The 15,765-nt window shown below is 65.4% G+C and carries 17 protein-coding genes and 1 pseudogene; 13 read left to right on the top strand and 5 right to left on the bottom strand.

Going from position 1 to position 15,765, the window contains the following annotated elements:
• A pseudogene (locus AB4Y73_RS02230) lies at nucleotides 1-263 on the bottom strand (hypothetical protein); the annotation flags it as partial.
• Nucleotides 264-442: 179 nt separating this feature from the next.
• On the opposite strand from AB4Y73_RS02230, the gene AB4Y73_RS02225 reads away from it, so the two are divergent.
• The 5 genes from AB4Y73_RS02225 to AB4Y73_RS02205 all read left to right on the top strand — a co-directional run bounded on the left by AB4Y73_RS02225 (nucleotide 443) and on the right by AB4Y73_RS02205 (nucleotide 3,948).
• The gene (locus AB4Y73_RS02225) at nucleotides 443-793 is read left to right on the top strand and encodes a DUF3846 domain-containing protein (RefSeq protein ID WP_441867928.1); all 351 of its coding nucleotides are present in this window, start codon (nucleotides 443-445) and stop codon (nucleotides 791-793) included.
• A gap of 184 nt (nucleotides 794-977) precedes the next feature.
• Nucleotides 978-1,979: an acetylxylan esterase gene (locus tag AB4Y73_RS02220; protein ID WP_441867926.1), complete on the top strand. Its 1,002-nt coding sequence runs from the start codon at nucleotides 978-980 to the stop codon at nucleotides 1,977-1,979.
• A 239-nt stretch (nucleotides 1,980-2,218) separates the two neighbouring features.
• Complete coding sequence (locus AB4Y73_RS02215) at nucleotides 2,219-3,322, top strand: 3-deoxy-7-phosphoheptulonate synthase (RefSeq protein ID WP_441867924.1); 1,104 nt, start codon at nucleotides 2,219-2,221, stop codon at nucleotides 3,320-3,322.
• Between the two features lie 141 nt (nucleotides 3,323-3,463).
• On the top strand, nucleotides 3,464-3,676 hold the full coding sequence (locus AB4Y73_RS02210) for a helix-turn-helix domain-containing protein (RefSeq protein ID WP_190987656.1): 213 nt from the start codon (nucleotides 3,464-3,466) through the stop codon (nucleotides 3,674-3,676).
• A gap of 173 nt (nucleotides 3,677-3,849) precedes the next feature.
• Nucleotides 3,850-3,948, top strand: a complete 99-nt coding sequence (locus tag AB4Y73_RS02205; RefSeq protein WP_003792170.1) for a 30S ribosomal protein bS22 — start codon at nucleotides 3,850-3,852, stop codon at nucleotides 3,946-3,948.
• Between the two features lie 69 nt (nucleotides 3,949-4,017).
• Here AB4Y73_RS02205 and AB4Y73_RS02200 read toward each other — a convergent pair whose 3' ends face one another.
• On the bottom strand, nucleotides 4,018-4,836 hold the full coding sequence (locus tag AB4Y73_RS02200; protein WP_441867922.1) for an HAD family hydrolase: 819 nt from the start codon (nucleotides 4,834-4,836) through the stop codon (nucleotides 4,018-4,020).
• A 100-nt stretch (nucleotides 4,837-4,936) separates the two neighbouring features.
• On the opposite strand from AB4Y73_RS02200, the gene AB4Y73_RS02195 reads away from it, so the two are divergent.
• On the top strand, nucleotides 4,937-5,191 hold the full coding sequence (locus tag AB4Y73_RS02195; RefSeq protein ID WP_441867920.1) for a glutaredoxin family protein: 255 nt from the start codon (nucleotides 4,937-4,939) through the stop codon (nucleotides 5,189-5,191).
• A gap of 91 nt (nucleotides 5,192-5,282) precedes the next feature.
• Nucleotides 5,283-5,990, top strand: a complete 708-nt coding sequence (locus tag AB4Y73_RS02190; RefSeq protein ID WP_441867918.1) for a redox-sensing transcriptional repressor Rex — start codon at nucleotides 5,283-5,285, stop codon at nucleotides 5,988-5,990.
• Nucleotides 5,991-6,051: 61 nt separating this feature from the next.
• On the opposite strand, the gene AB4Y73_RS02185 is transcribed toward AB4Y73_RS02190, so the two are convergent.
• The 3 genes from AB4Y73_RS02185 to AB4Y73_RS02175 all read right to left on the bottom strand — a co-directional run bounded on the left by AB4Y73_RS02185 (nucleotide 6,052) and on the right by AB4Y73_RS02175 (nucleotide 8,307).
• The gene (locus AB4Y73_RS02185) at nucleotides 6,052-6,876 is read right to left on the bottom strand and encodes a hypothetical protein (RefSeq protein ID WP_441867916.1); all 825 of its coding nucleotides are present in this window, start codon (nucleotides 6,874-6,876) and stop codon (nucleotides 6,052-6,054) included.
• 216 nt (nucleotides 6,877-7,092) lie between these two features.
• Complete coding sequence (locus AB4Y73_RS02180; protein WP_441867914.1) at nucleotides 7,093-7,620, bottom strand: hypothetical protein; 528 nt, start codon at nucleotides 7,618-7,620, stop codon at nucleotides 7,093-7,095.
• 138 nt (nucleotides 7,621-7,758) lie between these two features.
• Entirely contained in the window at nucleotides 7,759-8,307 is a 549-nt protein-coding gene (locus tag AB4Y73_RS02175) for a YceI family protein (RefSeq protein ID WP_441867912.1), read from the bottom strand.
• Between the two features lie 195 nt (nucleotides 8,308-8,502).
• On the opposite strand from AB4Y73_RS02175, the gene AB4Y73_RS02170 reads away from it, so the two are divergent.
• The 6 genes from AB4Y73_RS02170 (at nucleotide 8,503) to AB4Y73_RS02145 (ending at nucleotide 15,764) form a co-directional block, all read left to right on the top strand.
• Nucleotides 8,503-9,183 carry a histidine phosphatase family protein gene (locus tag AB4Y73_RS02170; RefSeq protein WP_441867910.1) on the top strand — a complete coding sequence of 227 codons (681 nt, stop codon included), beginning with the start codon at nucleotides 8,503-8,505 and terminating at the stop codon, nucleotides 9,181-9,183.
• A gap of 1 nt (nucleotide 9,184) precedes the next feature.
• The gene (locus AB4Y73_RS02165) at nucleotides 9,185-9,799 is read left to right on the top strand and encodes a TlpA family protein disulfide reductase (protein ID WP_441867908.1); all 615 of its coding nucleotides are present in this window, start codon (nucleotides 9,185-9,187) and stop codon (nucleotides 9,797-9,799) included.
• A gap of 15 nt (nucleotides 9,800-9,814) precedes the next feature.
• The gene (locus AB4Y73_RS02160) at nucleotides 9,815-10,570 is read left to right on the top strand and encodes a cytochrome c biogenesis CcdA family protein (RefSeq protein WP_441867906.1); all 756 of its coding nucleotides are present in this window, start codon (nucleotides 9,815-9,817) and stop codon (nucleotides 10,568-10,570) included.
• The gene (gene resB, locus AB4Y73_RS02155; protein ID WP_441867904.1) at nucleotides 10,570-12,324 is read left to right on the top strand and encodes a cytochrome c biogenesis protein ResB; all 1,755 of its coding nucleotides are present in this window, start codon (nucleotides 10,570-10,572) and stop codon (nucleotides 12,322-12,324) included. Before AB4Y73_RS02160 ends, resB begins: the two co-directional genes overlap by 1 nt.
• Nucleotides 12,324-13,445, top strand: a complete 1,122-nt coding sequence (gene ccsB, locus AB4Y73_RS02150; RefSeq protein ID WP_441867902.1) for a c-type cytochrome biogenesis protein CcsB — start codon at nucleotides 12,324-12,326, stop codon at nucleotides 13,443-13,445. The genes resB and ccsB overlap by 1 nt, the downstream gene beginning before the upstream one ends.
• Before the next feature lie 156 nt (nucleotides 13,446-13,601).
• Nucleotides 13,602-15,764, top strand: coding sequence for an Hsp70 family protein (locus tag AB4Y73_RS02145; RefSeq protein ID WP_441867900.1), 2,163 nt, complete (start codon nucleotides 13,602-13,604; stop codon nucleotides 15,762-15,764).
• Nucleotide 15,765 lies beyond the last annotated feature (1 nt).

Below are 15,765 nucleotides of genomic sequence, written 5' to 3'. Positions count from 1 at the left end.
ATGGCCTGGGTGCGGGTCCGGTCCACGGCCCCTGCGGCGAGGATCTGCAGGTAGTCCACGGACCGGGAGAGCTCCTCGGCCTGGGCGGCGAATTCGGCGGCCTCGGCATAGCCTGCCATGGCCAGCTGGTCCGGGGCGGCAGCGACTGCGGCTCGGACCACCGCGATCGCCGCTGTCAGGCTCACCGGCGCAGGAACACCAACGCGCGTCAGCACCGCGGTACTGCCGACGTTCCCCGCGAGCTGCGCCGTCAAAGCCTCCATAGGAATACTCTGCCTCGAGGCACTGACATTTTCGCCGCCGTCGGACTTCCTTTTCGGAAGAGTGCCCAAGGAACCCGCGAAATCCCCGAACCGACCTTCCGTGAAGCCGTTCTTCACGCGGCGTCGAGCGGGCGGGAACATCCGGATCCGGGGCGTGGTTAAAGCAAATAGGACGAAAAATGAACACCATGTTTACGGCATTAATAATCCCGGCCCGCATCGCAGAACCAGTTCGCATCGAGCCGATCGAAGCCACCCTGAAGAACCTTCAGGAACTGGTTGATGGCGATATTGAGTCAATCACGCGCGGTGACTGGCATGTTTACCTGAACGCGGAAGGCATGATCCGGAACCTGCCGTCGAACCTGCGCGCCGCCCAGCTAACCTACGATCGCGGCCTTGACCTGGCCGGCGCCGGGCGCGGATGCGCCGTCTTCCTGGGAAACGATGGACGCAGCGGTGAATCGGACGTGCCCGCGCATCTTGTCAGGCGGGCCGAGGAACTCTTTGGGATGCCCTTGGCCGCCTAGCGCGCAAGCCGTCATCGCAAACGGACAATCCGGGAAAGCCGTGGCCGCCTCCGAATCTGCGGCCGCGTGGGTCAGCTTCATAGGTTCGCGCCGCAGGCCGCCTGGCCAGCCGGATACTGTCACCGCACGGTTGTATGACATAGGATCTCCAGAGGTATTCCAGACGAGACAGGACCGGCAAACGATGCCCCTCTTCGACCTCCCTCTTGAGCAGCTCCGCGGCTACACCTCAAGCATCACAGCGCCGGCGGATTTGCGGAGCTTCTGGGACGCGACCATCGAGGAGGCGCAGGCATACCCGCTTCGAGCCACGTTCGAGCAGGTGGAGAACCACTTATCCGTGATCGACACCTTCGACGTCACGTTCGCGGGTTTTGGCGGCGCACCGATCAAGGCCTGGCTGCACCTCCCGGCGAACCGGCAGGCTGGGAGCCGGCTGCCCGTCGTCGTGCAGTACGTCGGCTACTCCGGCGGGCGTGGCCTGGTTAATCAGGACACGAAGTGGGCGCAGGCCGGTTACGCGCACTTCATCATGGACACCCGGGGCCAGGGTTTCGGCGGAATCGTGGGCGACACTCCGGACCCCCACCGGTCCGCCGGTGACGTCGCGTATGCCGGGCTCATGACGCGAGGTGCCGGCAGCCGCGAGGACTACTACTACCGCCGCGTTTACGTGGACGCATTCCGGGCGGTGGAAGCTGCGCAGTCCCACCCGGAGGTGGATGACGCGCGCGTCGTCCTGGCCGGAATCAGCCAGGGCGGCGGCATCGCGGTGGCGGTAGCCGGGCTGGTGGCAGGAAGGCTCGACGGCGTCATCGCCGCGCTGCCCGACGTTCCGTTCCTGCAGGACTTCCCCAGGGCGATCGACACCGCACCCCGTGGCCCCTATCCGGAAATTGCTGCCTTCCTGGGCCGGCACCGGGACCGGTACGACCAGATGCTGGAGGTTCTCAACTATTTCGACGGCGTCAACCTCGCCCGGGCGGCGACTGCCCCGGCCCTGTACTCGGTCGCGTTGATGGACGACGTCTGCCCGCCGTCCACCGTCTTCGCCAGCTTCAACGCCTACGGCGGCGACTCCGCGGCACACAAGGAGATCGAGATATACCGGTTCAACAACCACGAAGGCGGCCAGGAGCACCACTGGATCCGGCAGTTGCAGTACCTCCGCAAGCTTCTCGGGTGAGCGGGGCTACGCAGTGTGACGAAAGCGATTTTGTGGAGCCCGGTGCGCGTGGTTATCGTGTGCCTATGACAAACCGTTGGTATGCGTATTTTTCGTTGGCTCTGGAGGGGCCCGCGTCTAACTGACACGCATCCAACTTCCTTCAGAGCCAACAGGGCAGAGATCATTCTCTGCCCTTCGCCATTTCTCCGGCGGGTTCTGATCTGGGCCCGCTTCCTATCTGGAACAGGACCCCGAGCATGAGCCCCGCAACAGCCACTCCCGCAAAATCGTCCAACCTGCGCGTCAGCGAATTCGCCCCGCTGCCCACGCCCGCAGAACTCATCGCCGAGTTGCCGCTTGATAACCGGATTACAGACGTCGTCGAACGCGGACGCGATGAGGTCCGCGCCATCATGGACGGTGTGGACGACCGTCTGCTGGTCATCGTGGGCCCCTGCTCCATCCACGATCCCAAGGCCGGCCTGGAGTACGCCCGCCGGCTGGTGAGCCAGGCTGAAAAGCACAAGGAAGACCTGCTGATTGTCATGCGGACCTACTTCGAGAAGCCGCGCACCACGGTTGGGTGGAAGGGCCTGATCAACGATCCCCGCCTGGACGGCAGCCACGATATGGAGGCCGGCCTCCGCGCCGCACGTCACTTCCTGCAGCAGGTCACCGCACTGGGACTGCCCACTGCCACCGAGTTCCTCGAGCCCATCAGCCCGCAGTACATGGCGGACCTGATCTCCTGGGGAGCGATCGGTGCCCGCACCACCGAAAGCCAGATCCACCGCCAGCTGGCCTCCGGCCTGTCCATGCCCATCGGCTTCAAGAACGGGACCGACGGCGACCTCCAGGTTGCGGTCGATGCATGCGGCGCCGCCGTGGCGGCCCAGGCTTTCCTGGGAATCGACGGCGACGGCCGCGCCGCGCTGGTGGCCACGGCCGGGAATCCTGACACTCACGTCATCCTCCGCGGCGGACGCAAGGGACCGAACTACTCGGCAGCCGACGTCGAAAGCGCCTCTGCCAAGCTCGCCGGAAAGGGCCTCAACCCGCGCCTGATCGTCGATGCCAGCCACGCGAACAGTGGAAAGAGCCACCACCGGCAGGCCGAGGTGGCGCTGGAAATCGGTGCCCAGCTTGAAGAGGGCGGCCAGGCAGCGCAGGCCGTCGCCGGCGTCATGCTGGAAAGTTTCCTCGTGGGCGGCGCGCAGAACCTGGATGTTGCCGAGCACGCCGCGGGCACGTCCGAGCTGGTGTACGGGCAGAGCGTGACAGACGCGTGCATGGAGTGGGACGTTACAGTTTCGGTGCTCGACCAGCTCGCGGCGTCTGCCCGGAAACGCCGTATTGCATAGTGATTACTCCGGATGACTTTCACTACAGCCCCATGAACCTCTAGAGTATCTATCACATGGTTGGTGGATGGCTCAGCATCGGCACACCGCAATGGAACACAGCTGGGGTTAGCCGTCATCCGTCAGCAAAGGAATAGGGAAATGTCCGCAGAACAGAACTTCTCGAACGCGAAGTTCCTGACCGTGGCCGAGGTGGCCGAGGTCATGCGCGTCTCCAAAATGACCGTCTACCGCCTGGTCCATTCCGGCGAAATGCCCGCGGTGCGTTTCGGCCGGTCGTACCGGGTGCCGGAAAGCGCCGTCGAGCAGTATCTTAAGGGCGCTGTAGTGGACGGGCACACCGAAACGGCCTGAGCACTGTTACGGCCTATGGGACGGCTACGGTCAGTGGCCGCCGCAAAGAAGCGGTACCCTGTTAAGGAACGTTTTACGTCATTGTAAGAATCTGTCAGTTGTTTTTGTCTGTAGCTCTGTCCACGGACCTTTTCCATCAGACAGGTACTACATCTAGTTTGTGAGGAACTTTCGTGGGTTCAGTTATTAAGAAGCGTCGCAAGCGTATGGCCAAGAAGAAGCACCGCAAGCTGCTTCGCAAGACCCGTCACCAGCGCCGCAATAAGAAGTAGAGATACTTCGACAAGCGTGAAAAATGCCCGTTGCCCTTCCGGCAGCGGGCATTTTTGTCGTTCCAGCAGTTACATGCGGGGCCCGCGGATGCGGGCGAAGCCTTTCCAGAGCCCGTAGACCACGCCCCCCGCTGTTGCCGCCTTCAGGCCAAGGGTGGCGGCGCGCCGGCCGGAGCGGAAATCGTAGACCGGCCAGTTGTGGTCGCGGGCGTGGCCGCGCAGCCTGGAATCGGGGTTGATGGCCACGGGGTGCCCGACGAGCGTCAGCAGCGGGATGTCGTTGTAGGAATCGCTGTAGGCCCAGCACCGCTTGAGGTCCAGCCCTTCCGCGTCGGCCAGCTCCTGGACTGCTACAGCCTTGGCCGAGCCGTGCAGGATGTCACCCACCAGCCGGCCGGTGTACATGCCGTCGGCTACTTCGCCAACAGTGCCAAGTGCCCCAGTGAGGCCCAGACGGGTGGAGATGACGGTGGCAACTTCGATGGGCGTGGCCGTGACCAGCCAGACGCGCCGTCCCACGCGAAGGTGCTGCTCCGCCAAAGCTTTCGCTCCGGGCCAGATCCTGGAGGCGATCATTTCGTCGTACACTTCTTCGCCCAGTGCCTTGATGTCATCCACCGTGATGCCCGCCGCGAGGGTGAGGGCTGAATCGCGGACCGCATGGACATCGTCCATGTTCTCTCCGCGCGCCACGAATTTGAACTGCTTCCAGGCGAAGCCGGCTGCCTGCGCCAGGGTAAAAGCGCCGCGCTGGTGCATCTTTCGGGCGACGTGAAAGAGGCTGGCACCCTTCATGAGGGTGTTGTCGACGTCGAAGAAGGCCGCTTCGCTGGTCTGCATCACCGCATCCGGCTGGGTGACAACAGCGACGTACTTCTCCTCGGGCATGTCCACGAGTCTAGTCAATGGCCGGCCGCGCGGATTCCCGACGAGGCGTTGGCGGACACCGTGCGCCGCTATACGCCCCCAAGGGCGATACGGTTAAAGCATGGCCAACCCGGAGGTAGTCCTCATCACCAAAGCAGACTGTCACCTTTGCGAAGACGCGCGCGACGCCGTCGAACGCGTTACCTCCGCACTGGGGCTTGGGTGGACGGAACAGCAGGTTGACGAACTGCCCGAACTGCGTGAGCGGTACGCCGAGGAAATCCCGGTGGTGCTGGTGAATGGAGTGCAGCGCGACTTCTGGAAGATCGACGAAACTCGCTTGGAACGCGTCCTTCAACGGCTCCTGCACGATTAGGCAACCGATTGCACAGCATGACGCCGGCTTTTGTTGACAGCGGCGACGGGGATCTAGAGTGGAGTCACAACGCGAGGCAATGGAGGGGCAAGTGAGTTCGCTGGATTCATCTCCCCGGGCCGTAGACGGTACATCGGCGGCGCCGACGGGGGAGATCGCCAAACAGATTCCGCCCGCTGCAGTGGCGAGACTGACCATCTATCTGCGCGCCCTGAACACCTTGCTCGCCGACGGCGTGGAGCGCGTCTCCTCGGAGTCCCTGGCGGAAGCGTCTGGCGTGAGCTCCTCAACCCTCCGCAAAGACCTGTCCTACGTGGGCTCCTACGGGACGCGCGGCGTCGGCTACGAAGTGCAGTACCTCAGCCGCCATATTTCCGCGGCGCTCGGGCTGACCCACGATTGGAAAGTTGCCATTGTGGGCGCCGGCAACCTGGGTAAGGCCTTGGCCCGCTACGGCGGCTTTGAATCCCGAGGCTTCGACGTGGTGGCAATTTTCGACGCCGATCAGCTCGTGGTGGGGAACGAAGTGGGCTGGCTGCGTGTCAGCGATGTCGCGGACCTGGAAACAGTGCTCCACCGAACTGGAGCCAACATGGTGGTCCTGGCGCTGCCGGCGGCGGTTGCGCAGGCGGTCTGCGACCGCGTGGTGGCAGCTGGAGTCCACAGCATCCTGAGCTTTGCTCCCGTCATGCTCCAGGTCCCCGACGACGTCAACCTCCGGAAGGTGGACATGGCCACCGAACTGCAGATCCTGGCCTACCACGCGCAACGGGCGCAGACCCCGGACCAGACCGCCTAGGTTGTCGTTCGGCGGCCGGTGAGGTCCACGCCCGTTGAGGTGTGGGGTACTGCGTGGAACCCTACTGCCCGTAAGGGTTTCCTGGCGTGGTGTAGGGGTTGGCGAACGGCTGCTGCTTGCGGAAGTAAGGAGCGGCGGCTGGCAGGTAGAGGAGCACGATCGCCGCAATGCCCGCGAGCGTTCCCAAGGTGCCGATGTTGGGTACCTGGAACAGTCCGAAGACAGACAGAGCCGCGAATACGGTGCCGAGAATCCTTGCCCAGTTCTTACCCTTGCGGATGAAAAAGGCCACCAGCAGGTACAGGCCGGCACCCACGATGGCGATGACCACCAGCATTCCGGCGAGAACGCCCTTGAAATCATTGAAGTTGAACTCGGTGCCGGTGGCGCCGCTGCTGCGCATCGCGTCATCGAAGGCACGGCGCATCTGCGGGTCATCGAGCATCGTGATGCCCATGAGCATGGAAATGACAAACACCGCAGCGGCGGCGATCAGGAGCCAGAAGGAGATGTTGACCAGCTGGGGAACGCCGCCCGGCCCGGTGGCCTGCGGCTTTTCCGAAGGGTACTGGGCGTAGGGGGACTGGCTGTACGGCTGCTGGCCATAAGCCGGGGGAGTGGGCTGGCCGAACTGCGGTGGGTTCTGCCCGTACTGCGGGGCAGCGGGTGCGTTCTGACCGTACTGTGGAGCGTTCTGCCCGTATTGCGGGGCGTTCTGCCCGTATTGCGGGGCGGCGGGAGCGTTCTGCCCGTACTCCGGTGCGTTTTGGCCGTACTGTGGTGCGTTCTGCCCGGGCTGTGGGCTGTTCTCACCGTAGCGGGGTGCCGGCGGCTGGTTGCCGGGCTCAGGCTCGTTCGGGACGGGAGGCGGGACTGGCGTGCTCATGAGCGGTCCTTTGCAGGTTGGAAGTCAGTTCGGCTGCTGGGTGCAGTCCACTGGCCCTGCCCCCAGTACGGCTTAGTTCAACCGTACCCTCCGGCCGCGCCACGGAGGGTCATTCCAAAGAGGTATTCCCGGCTGAGCCCGGATGCCCCAACCGAGTAGCGGAACCGGCCTGAACGGCGTCAATCAGGTAGTCCAGGCCGGCGCGAAACGGACCGCCTAAGCGCGGCCCTTGACGGCCGTGAACCAGGCCTGCGAGTTAGGTAGCCACATGAGGACCGTTGCTGCGGCACTGATCAGGAATCCGAGCCAGTTGTTGCCGATGCCTTCACCCACACTGCCGCTGAGGAACGCCAGGACCAGTGAGACGCCGGCGACGATGGTGAGCGCCAGGCGGGCCCACTCCTTGCCTTCCTTCATCTTCATGGCGAGGACAATCTGGGCGACGGCCAGGGCGAGTGCCACCAGAACCAGAAGGAGCAGCAAAGCAGCCAACCCCGGGGCGACGGTGAACAGGGCCAGGGTGGCAAGGAGGCCGAAGAAGCTACCGAAGACACCGAGCATGCCGCCGACGAGCCAGATCCAGTAGGAGACCTTGAGCTCGGTGGGCAGTCCCGTCACGCTGAACATGCCGGAAAGACCGCCCTTGGGCATGACGTCGTTGAAGCTGCGGGGACCATCGGTAGGCATCTGGAACTGCCGTCCGCCGGGCTGCTGGGGCTGCGGGTCTTCACTAGGGTTGGTCATGGCTCTCACTGTAGACGGCGTATTCCCGGTTAACGAGGAGATTCGAGGCGAACTGGAGGGGAACGGCCGGGGTTAAAGTATTGAGCCCGGCCGCAGACCCCTTGGGGGATCCGGCGGCCGGGCTCAGTGTGCGAAGGATTATGCCGCGGGGGCGATGAAGGCCAGCTCCAGGTTGATGGCAACCTTGTCGCTGACCAGCACGCCGCCGGCGTCGAGCACTGCGTTCCAGGTCAGGCCGAAGTCCTTGCGGCTGATGGTGGTTTCGGCGGAAACGCCGGCGCGGGTCATGCCGAACGGGTCAACGGCAACGCCGTTGAACTCGGTCTCCAGGGTGACCGGACGGGTAACGCCCTTGATGGTGAGATCGCCGGTCAGCTCGTAGTTGTCGCCAGCGTTCACCAGGCCGTTGGAGACGAAGGAGATTTCCGGGAACTTCTCGACGTCGAAGAAGTCTTCGCCGCGGACGTGGCCGTCGCGGTTGGCGTCGCCGGAGTCAAAGCTGGCGGCCTGGATGGTGGCGTTGATCTTGGAATCGGCCACGTTTTCGGCGAGGTCCAGGGTTGCTGCTGCATCCTTGAACTGGCCGCGGACCTTGCTGATGCCTGCGTGGCGGACGGTGAAACCGATTTCGCTGTGTGAGTTGTCGAGGGTCCAGGTGCCGGTGGTGACGTCTGCGGGAAGAGTCATGGTGTTTCTCCTTGGGTTTGTCGGGTGGTACTTCCGGATAGGCTGATCGGTTGAACTCTCAACTATCCGCTGCACCTACTATAAGCATGCATTTGCATGTTTTGTTCCATGTTCAGGAACTTTTTTCCCAGAGTTTCAGTTCTACGCAATGTAGAAGATTTCGGATCGCACGCCATCTTTGAGAAACTGGTACACATGCCCCAAGCCACTGTCCATCTGCTCCGCCACGGCGAGGTCCATAATCCCGACGGCGTTCTGTACGGACGGCTGCCCGAATTCCACCTCTCCGAGCTGGGCCGGGAGATGGCGCAGACCCTTGCTGCGCACTTCGCGGACCGCGCGGCCCAGGGTGCCCGTATTGTCTATCTCGCCGCATCGCCGCTGGTCAGGGCACAGGAAACCGCAGCCCCCACGGCGGAGCTGCTGAACCTTGAGATATATACGGACGAGCGCATCATCGAAGCGGAAAACTACTTCCAGGGCATGAAGGTCAACAAGGCTGAGCTGCGCAAGCCCAAGCACTGGCCGCGCCTGATTAACCCCCTCCGGCCTTCCTGGGGCGAGCCGTACAAGGAGCAGGCGGTGCGCGTCCGCGCCGCCGTCGAGGACGCCAGGCTCCGGGCCATCGAACTGGCCGCGGGAGACTACGGCGTGGCCGGACCCGAGGCCATCATGGTCAGCCACCAGTTGCCCATCTGGGCCACCCGCCTCAGCGCCGAAGGCCGTCCGCTCTGGCATGATCCCCGCAAGCGCGAGTGCACGCTGACATCCGTCACCTCCCTGGTGTTCGACGACGACGGCTCCCTCCTGCGCGTTGAGTACAGTGAGCCCGCTGCCGCGCTTCTTCCCGGTGCTGCCACTACCCCGGGAGCGTGAGATGACAAACACCCAGCGCCCAACGTCCCGCCGCGCCATCCTGGCCGCCGGCGGCGCCGCCCTGACCGCCCTCACGCTCGGGCTCTCCGCCTGCGCGCAGGAGGATGCCCTGGCCAAGCAGGCCAAGGCCGGTGACAACAAGAACTACATCGCCGGCGACGGCTCCGTCACGGAATTCGCGGCAGGAGACCGGAAGGCCGCCGTCGCCGTCAACGGCACCCTGTTCAACGGCACCACCGTCACGCCCGCAGATTTCCAGGGCAAGGTGACGGTCCTGAATTTCTGGTTCGCCGCATGCGCGCCCTGCCGGGTGGAAGCGCCCATCCTGGAGGAGCTGCACCAGGAGTTCAAGGACCAGGGCGTGCAGTTCTTTGGCGTCAACCTCCGCGACGAAAAAGCCACCGCCGAGGCCTTTGATAAGACCTTCAACCTCACCTACCCGAGCTTCGACGACAAAAACGGCGGCGTGCTCCTGGCCGTGTCCGGGATTGTCCCCCCCGGCGCTGTCCCCACCACACTGGTCCTGGACAAGCAGGGCCGGGTAGCCTCCCGCGTGCTCGGCGAAATCCAGAAGGGCACCCTCAAAGCCCTCATTACCGCCGCCGTGGCAGAGTAGCCGCGGTCCCGGACCGTGAACAGCCCCTTCGCTGAAACCATCCTGAGCGGCTCGCTGCTGCTCGCCATTCCGGTGGCCTTGCTCGCCGGCCTGGTGTCGTTCCTCTCGCCGTGCGTGCTGCCCCTGGTGCCCGGCTACCTGGGCTACGTGACCGGCCTCAGCGGGGTGGACCTGCAAAAACAGAAGCGCGGCCGGATGTTCGCGGGCATCGGGTTGTTTGTGTTGGGGTTCTCGGTGATTTTTGTGCTGCTGGGCGGCGCTTTCGGCCAGCTCGGCACCCTGATCACTGGCTCACAAAACGCCTGGATCACCCAGCTTTTGGGGATCCTGGTGATCATCATGGGTGTGGTGTTCATGGGTGGCTTCGGGTGGCTGCAGCGGGACGCCAAGATCCACGCCAAGCCGCCTGCCGGCCTCTGGGGCGCACCTCTGCTGGGGCTCACTTTCGGCCTGGGCTGGGCCCCGTGCATCGGCCCCACCTACTCCGCGGTCCAGCTGCTGAGCCTGTCCGGCGGGTCATCCGCAGCCAAGGGCGCCTTCCTGGCGTTCGTCTACAGCCTGGGCCTGGGCATCCCCTTCCTGCTGATTGCCCTGGCCGTCCGGCGGGGCATGGGCGTGATGTCCTTTTTCCGCCAGCACCGCCTGGCCATCCAGCGGATAGGCGGCGGCATCCTGGTGCTGCTCGGTCTGCTGATGGCCAGCGGTGTCTGGGGCACCTGGGTCACCGAACTGCAGTACTGGTTCCAAACTGATGTGAAGTTGCCGATCTGATGAGCGAGCGCGTGAAAGAAAACAAGAAGTCCCCGGCCCCCGTAGCTGCTGCCAAGGCTGAAGCGGCCCTCCCCGTCCTGGGACCCCTGGGGATGCTGCGCTGGGCCTGGACCCAGCTGACCAGCATGCGCACGGCGCTTTTCCTCCTGCTGCTGCTGGCGGTTGCCGCGGTGCCGGGGTCGCTGTTCCCGCAGCGCCCCACCAACCCGTTCGTGGTAACGCAGTACATCAAGGACAATGGCGAGTACGGAAAACTGCTGGACACGCTGCAGCTGTACAACGTCTACTCCTCGGCGTGGTTCTCGGCCATCTACATCCTCCTTTTCATCTCGCTGATCGGCTGCGTGGTGCCGCGCGCCATCGCCCACTACAAAGCCATGCGCTCGCAGCCGCCGCGGACCCCCATAAGGCTCTCCCGCCTCCCCGAGTACGGCACCCTGGTGGTGCCCGCCGACGCCGGCCTCCCGGCGTCGGACGCCATCAACAGCGCCGCGGGGCTGCTCCGGAAGCGCGGCTACCGCGTTGAGGTGAGGGACGACGACGGCGCGCGGCCGTCTTTGGGCGCCGAGCGCGGCTTCGCCAAGGAGGTGGGGAACCTGGTGTTCCACACCTCGCTGATCGGCGTGCTGGTATCCGTGGCTATCGGCGGCCTGTTCGGCTACAGCGGCCAGCGCATCCTCGTTGAGGGCGACACGTTCGTGAATACCCTGGTGGGTTATGACCAGTTCACGCCCGGCACCAACTTCCAGTCCAGCCAGTTGCAGCCCTACTCCATCCAGTTGGACAAATTCGACGTCACGTTCGACCGCGAATCGCCGGGCAAGTTCGGCCAGCCCATCGACTTCAACGCCCAGGTCACCACGAGGGAAACGCCGGATGCGCCTGCCAAGCAGGAAAACCTTAAGGTCAACGACCCCGTCACCTTGGGCGGCACCAGCATCTACCTCACAGGCAACGGCTACGCCCCCGTGGTGACCATTCGCGACGGTGCGGGCAACGTGGCCATGCAGGGCCCCGTGGTGGCCAAGCTCCAGGGCCAGAACTACTACTCCTCGGTGGTCATCAAGGTACCCGATGCGCGGCCGGACCAGCTGGGCTTCGTCGGGTTCTTCCTGCCTACCGCGTTCATCACCGACGATGGTGTTTCCTTCAGCGGCGATCCGGGCCTCTTCAACCCGCAGCTCACCCTGAACTCCTACTTCGGTGACCTTGGCCTTGACAACGGTGCACCGCAGAACGTCTTCGAACTCGACGTCAAGGGCCTCACCCCGCTGAACAACCGGAAGCTGGCCGCCGGCGGCATCACCCTGGCGCCCGGCAGCACCTACACCCTGCCGGACGGCAAGGGCAGCATCAGCTTCGACGGCGTGAAGCGCTACGTCGGCGTGGACATCCACCACAACCCGGGCCAGGTCTCCGCCCTCATCTTCGCGCTGCTGGCCGTGGCGGGACTCATCACCTCCCTCTACGTCAACCGCCGCCGCGTCTGGGTCCGCACCGGCACGCACGAGGACGGCCGGACCATGGTGGAATACGGGCTCCTGGCCCGCGGTGAGGACCACCGGCTGGCCGCCGAGGCGCAAGCCATCCGCAAGCTCCTTACCGACGAGTGGCAGCTTCCCGCCGACGACGGCGGCCCGGCTGACCCAGCCGATCCCGCCTCCACCCAGCAAACTCCCAGCCGCCAGGGCCATAATGGCGCAGACTCCGTCACCATCCCCACCGGCTCCGCCGGACCCACAAAGGACCAGTAATGCCTTTCGTCATCAACGAAACCATGGGCGCATACAGCGAACTGCTGATGCTGCTCGCCGCCGGCACCTATACCGTGGCCTTCATCGCCTTCGCCTGGGACCTGGCCAAGAGCAGCAAGGCGTTGCGCGCCATTGACCTCAAGGCGGCGGAGGCTGCGGGGGCTGTTCCCGAAGCCAGGGTTGCGGTCGCAGCCGGGGTAGGTGCGTCTGCCGGCACAGTGGCGACAGCGAACAGGGTGGATTCGCACCTGGCCGGGCCTGCCGGACGGGCCGAACGGCCGTCGTCGTCCGCTGCCAAGCAGGCCGGAACAGGCTCCGCGAAAGGGCAAACGGCCGACGCCGACATGCGCTACGCAGCCGAACGCCGAGTTCCGGCGCGCGTTGCCGTCGCCCTGACCGTTCTCGCTGTCCTGATCCACGGCGCCGGTGTGGTCACCCGTGCGCTGGGTGCCGGCCGCGTGCCGTGGGGCAACATGTATGAGTTCCTGACCACCGGCGCCTTTGTGGCCGTCACCGTCTTCCTGCTGGTGCTCATCCGGCGCGATCTGCGCTTCCTGGGCACGTTTGTGGTGGGCCTTGCGATCATCATGCTGGTGGCCGCTTCCGTTGCTTACTGGACTCCGGTGGGCCACCTGGTACCCGCGCTGCAGAGCTACTGGCTGGTCATCCATGTCTCCATCGCCGTGATGTCCTCGGCGCTGTTCACCCTTACCTTTGCCATGTCCGCGCTGCAACTGGTCCAGTCCCACCGGCAAAAGACCATCGCTGCCGGCGGCGCCGACAAGCTTGGCTTCATGCGCCTGGTTCCTTCCGCCCTGAGCCTGGAAAACCTTTCCTACCGGATCAACGCCATCGCCTTCATCGGCTGGACCTTCACCCTGATGTTCGGCGCCATTTGGGCCGAAAAGGCCTGGGGCCGGTTCTGGGGCTGGGACACCAAGGAAGTCTGGACTTTTGTGATCTGGGTGGTCTACGCCGGCTACCTCCACGCCCGTGCAACACGCGGTTGGACCGGGACCAGGGCCGCCTGGCTGTCGATCGTCGGGTACCTCTGCGTGGTCTTCAATTTCACGATCGTTAACCAGTTCTTCAACGGCCTGCATTCCTACTCAGGCCTCTGAGCAGGGGTTTCATTCGGTTCCTCCCGACACGGTGGCGTGATTCGCCAATCGATGTACGAATGAGGGTGTCGCCCGGCAGGCTGTAATGCTACCTTGGTTGAAGCTCGTCCGTGATGAAGCTCGCGGATTGGCCAGCTGCGCTGTTCTGAGGTACCTATGAGCTACGTTCTCGCCATCGACGTCGGGACCAGTTTCACTGCCGCCGCTATCGCCACCCTTGACCACGGCGTCCAGGCCGCTCCGGAGAGCCTGCCCCTGGGCCTCCGCGGAACCGCAGTGCCGTCCGTGGTGTACTACCCCGAAGAGGGGCCCATCCTGGTGGGGGAAGCTGCCGAGCGCCGCGGCCTGGACGATCCCGGCCGCGTGGTGCGTGAGTTCAAGCGCCGGATCGGGGACAACGTTCCGTTCGCCGTGGGCACGCTGACGCTTCCGGCTGAGGAAATCTTCGCCACGGTGGCCCGCTGGGTAGTGGACAGGGCCGAAGAGCGAGAGGGCTCCCGGCCGGCGGAAATTATCATCACGCACCCGGCGTCCTGGGGCGCCCACCGGACCTCCGCTGTCCTCACAGCCCTGGCAAACGGGGGACTGCGCAACGTCACCCTGATCACCGAGCCGGAAGCAGCGGCGCTGCATTACGCCTCCCAGGTGCGGGTGGAGGACGGCAGCACCATCGCCGTCTACGATCTCGGCGGCGGGACCTTTGACACCGCCATCCTTCGGAAGGCCGGCGAGGGCCACTTTGAATTCCTGGGCAGCCCGGGCGGCATCGAAGGAATCGGCGGCGATGACATCGGCCCCACCGTAGATGCCCTCGAAAGTTCGTTGGAAAGCCTCGGGCTGGAGCCGGCGGACCTGACTGCGGTGCTCCTGATCGGAGGGTCTTCACGGATACCCCTGGTGGCGCAGCTGATTTCAGAACAGCTGGACCGGCCCATCGCAGTGGATGCCGATCCAAAGTCTTCGATCTGCTTTGGTGCGGCTGTGGCCGCCGTGAGGGCCCAGCCGGCAATTGCCGCCGAGCCCGCTGACGCGGTACCCGGAATCCCGGCGCCAGTAGATGTAGCTGTTGAGCCGCACGACGCCGACCGTCGTGCGAGTTGGTCCCGTAAGCCCGGGGCAGCTTTTGGCTCGTTGACTGGCACCGCCGCCGTCGGCGACGGTGCCAGGGGGGTTCCTGCGGGCCACGCCCACCATGACCATGCACATGTGGCGAAAGGCGGGACGCATGCCCCGCGTCCGGCCGTGCGGCTAACTGCGGTTGCTGCGGGTGCTGCCCTGTTCACCATCCTGTCCGCCACTGCGGCCCAAAGCCCCGGCGGCCTGAGCAGCCTCACGGCCATGCTCGCGCCGGATACCACGCCCTCCCAGGCTGCGACTCCAGGTCCGGCCGCACTGGGTGCGGCCGGACCAGCGGGCGGCGGCCCTGCTGCCGCGGCGCCGGGAGCTAACGAACCTCAGGTTGGCATTGAAGCCAGCGCCAAACCGGAAGCCCCGGCTGCCCCGGCAGCGGGGATCGAGGCAGCAGCTTCACCCAGCAGCAGGCCATCCGCCTCGTCACCCCCATCCAACGGTTCGACGCCGGGAGGGGCCACAGGGTCCACGCCCGGCGGGTCAGGCACGTCGAGCAGTCCCACCCTTGCAGCCGGGCCGGGTACGCCCCTGACACCGGGAACGCCCGGGACGCCGGGAACGCCCGGAACTACGTCCCCCACATCCACTGCGACAACGCCGCCGACTACGACGCCACCGCCTGCAACCACCGCGCCGGCTACCACCCCGCCGGCTACGACGCCGCCTGCAACCACCCCGCCGGCTACGACGCCGCCTGCAACCACCCCGCCTGCAACCACCCCGCCGGCTACCACGCCGCCCGCGACCACACCGCCTGCAACCACCCCGTCGACTACGACGCCGCCCGCGACCACCACGCCTCAACCGAGTGTCGATCCTGCCCCCACCACGCCGGCGCCGGCTCCTACAACCACTCTCGCGCCTGCGCCGACTTCGGTGGCGCCTGCTCCGGCTCCCGCTCCCGCGCCTGCTCCGGCTCCCGCGCCTGCTCCGGCTCCCGCGCCTGCTCCGGCTCCCGCGCCTGCGCCGGCTCCCGCGCCTGCGCCGGCTCCCGCGCCTGCTCCGGCTCCCGCGCCTGCTCCGGCTCCCGCGCCTGCGCCGGCTCCCGCGCCCGCGCCGACTTCGGTAGCGCCCGCTCCCGCCCCCGCTCCCGCGCCTGCGCCGACTTCGGTGGCTCCCGCTCCGGCTCCTACAACCACCCTCGCGCCAGCCCCGTCGCCTAGTCCGACCACCGTGCCGGCAGCGTGAC

The organism is Pseudarthrobacter sp. TAF60_1, assembly GCF_052113505.1.
In the GTDB taxonomy this organism is placed as follows: domain Bacteria; phylum Actinomycetota; class Actinomycetes; order Actinomycetales; family Micrococcaceae; genus Arthrobacter.
Note: the sequence above shows the minus strand (reverse complement) of the source record. Positions and strands in the feature narration are given on the sequence as shown.

Coding starts and splice junctions, on each gene's coding strand:
- AB4Y73_RS02225 (WP_441867928.1), top strand. CDS start 443: ATGAACACCATGTTTACGGCATTAATAATCCCGGCCCGCATCGCAGAA.
- AB4Y73_RS02220 (WP_441867926.1), top strand. CDS start 978: ATGCCCCTCTTCGACCTCCCTCTTGAGCAGCTCCGCGGCTACACCTCA.
- AB4Y73_RS02215 (WP_441867924.1), top strand. CDS start 2,219: ATGAGCCCCGCAACAGCCACTCCCGCAAAATCGTCCAACCTGCGCGTC.
- AB4Y73_RS02210 (WP_190987656.1), top strand. CDS start 3,464: ATGTCCGCAGAACAGAACTTCTCGAACGCGAAGTTCCTGACCGTGGCC.
- AB4Y73_RS02200 (WP_441867922.1), bottom strand. CDS start 4,836: ATGCCCGAGGAGAAGTACGTCGCTGTTGTCACCCAGCCGGATGCGGTG.
- AB4Y73_RS02195 (WP_441867920.1), top strand. CDS start 4,937: ATGGCCAACCCGGAGGTAGTCCTCATCACCAAAGCAGACTGTCACCTT.
- AB4Y73_RS02185 (WP_441867916.1), bottom strand. CDS start 6,876: ATGAGCACGCCAGTCCCGCCTCCCGTCCCGAACGAGCCTGAGCCCGGC.
- AB4Y73_RS02180 (WP_441867914.1), bottom strand. CDS start 7,620: ATGACCAACCCTAGTGAAGACCCGCAGCCCCAGCAGCCCGGCGGACGG.
- AB4Y73_RS02175 (WP_441867912.1), bottom strand. CDS start 8,307: ATGACTCTTCCCGCAGACGTCACCACCGGCACCTGGACCCTCGACAAC.
- AB4Y73_RS02170 (WP_441867910.1), top strand. CDS start 8,503: ATGCCCCAAGCCACTGTCCATCTGCTCCGCCACGGCGAGGTCCATAAT.
- AB4Y73_RS02165 (WP_441867908.1), top strand. CDS start 9,185: ATGACAAACACCCAGCGCCCAACGTCCCGCCGCGCCATCCTGGCCGCC.
- resB (WP_441867904.1), top strand. CDS start 10,570: ATGAGCGAGCGCGTGAAAGAAAACAAGAAGTCCCCGGCCCCCGTAGCT.
- ccsB (WP_441867902.1), top strand. CDS start 12,324: ATGCCTTTCGTCATCAACGAAACCATGGGCGCATACAGCGAACTGCTG.
- AB4Y73_RS02145 (WP_441867900.1), top strand. CDS start 13,602: ATGAGCTACGTTCTCGCCATCGACGTCGGGACCAGTTTCACTGCCGCC.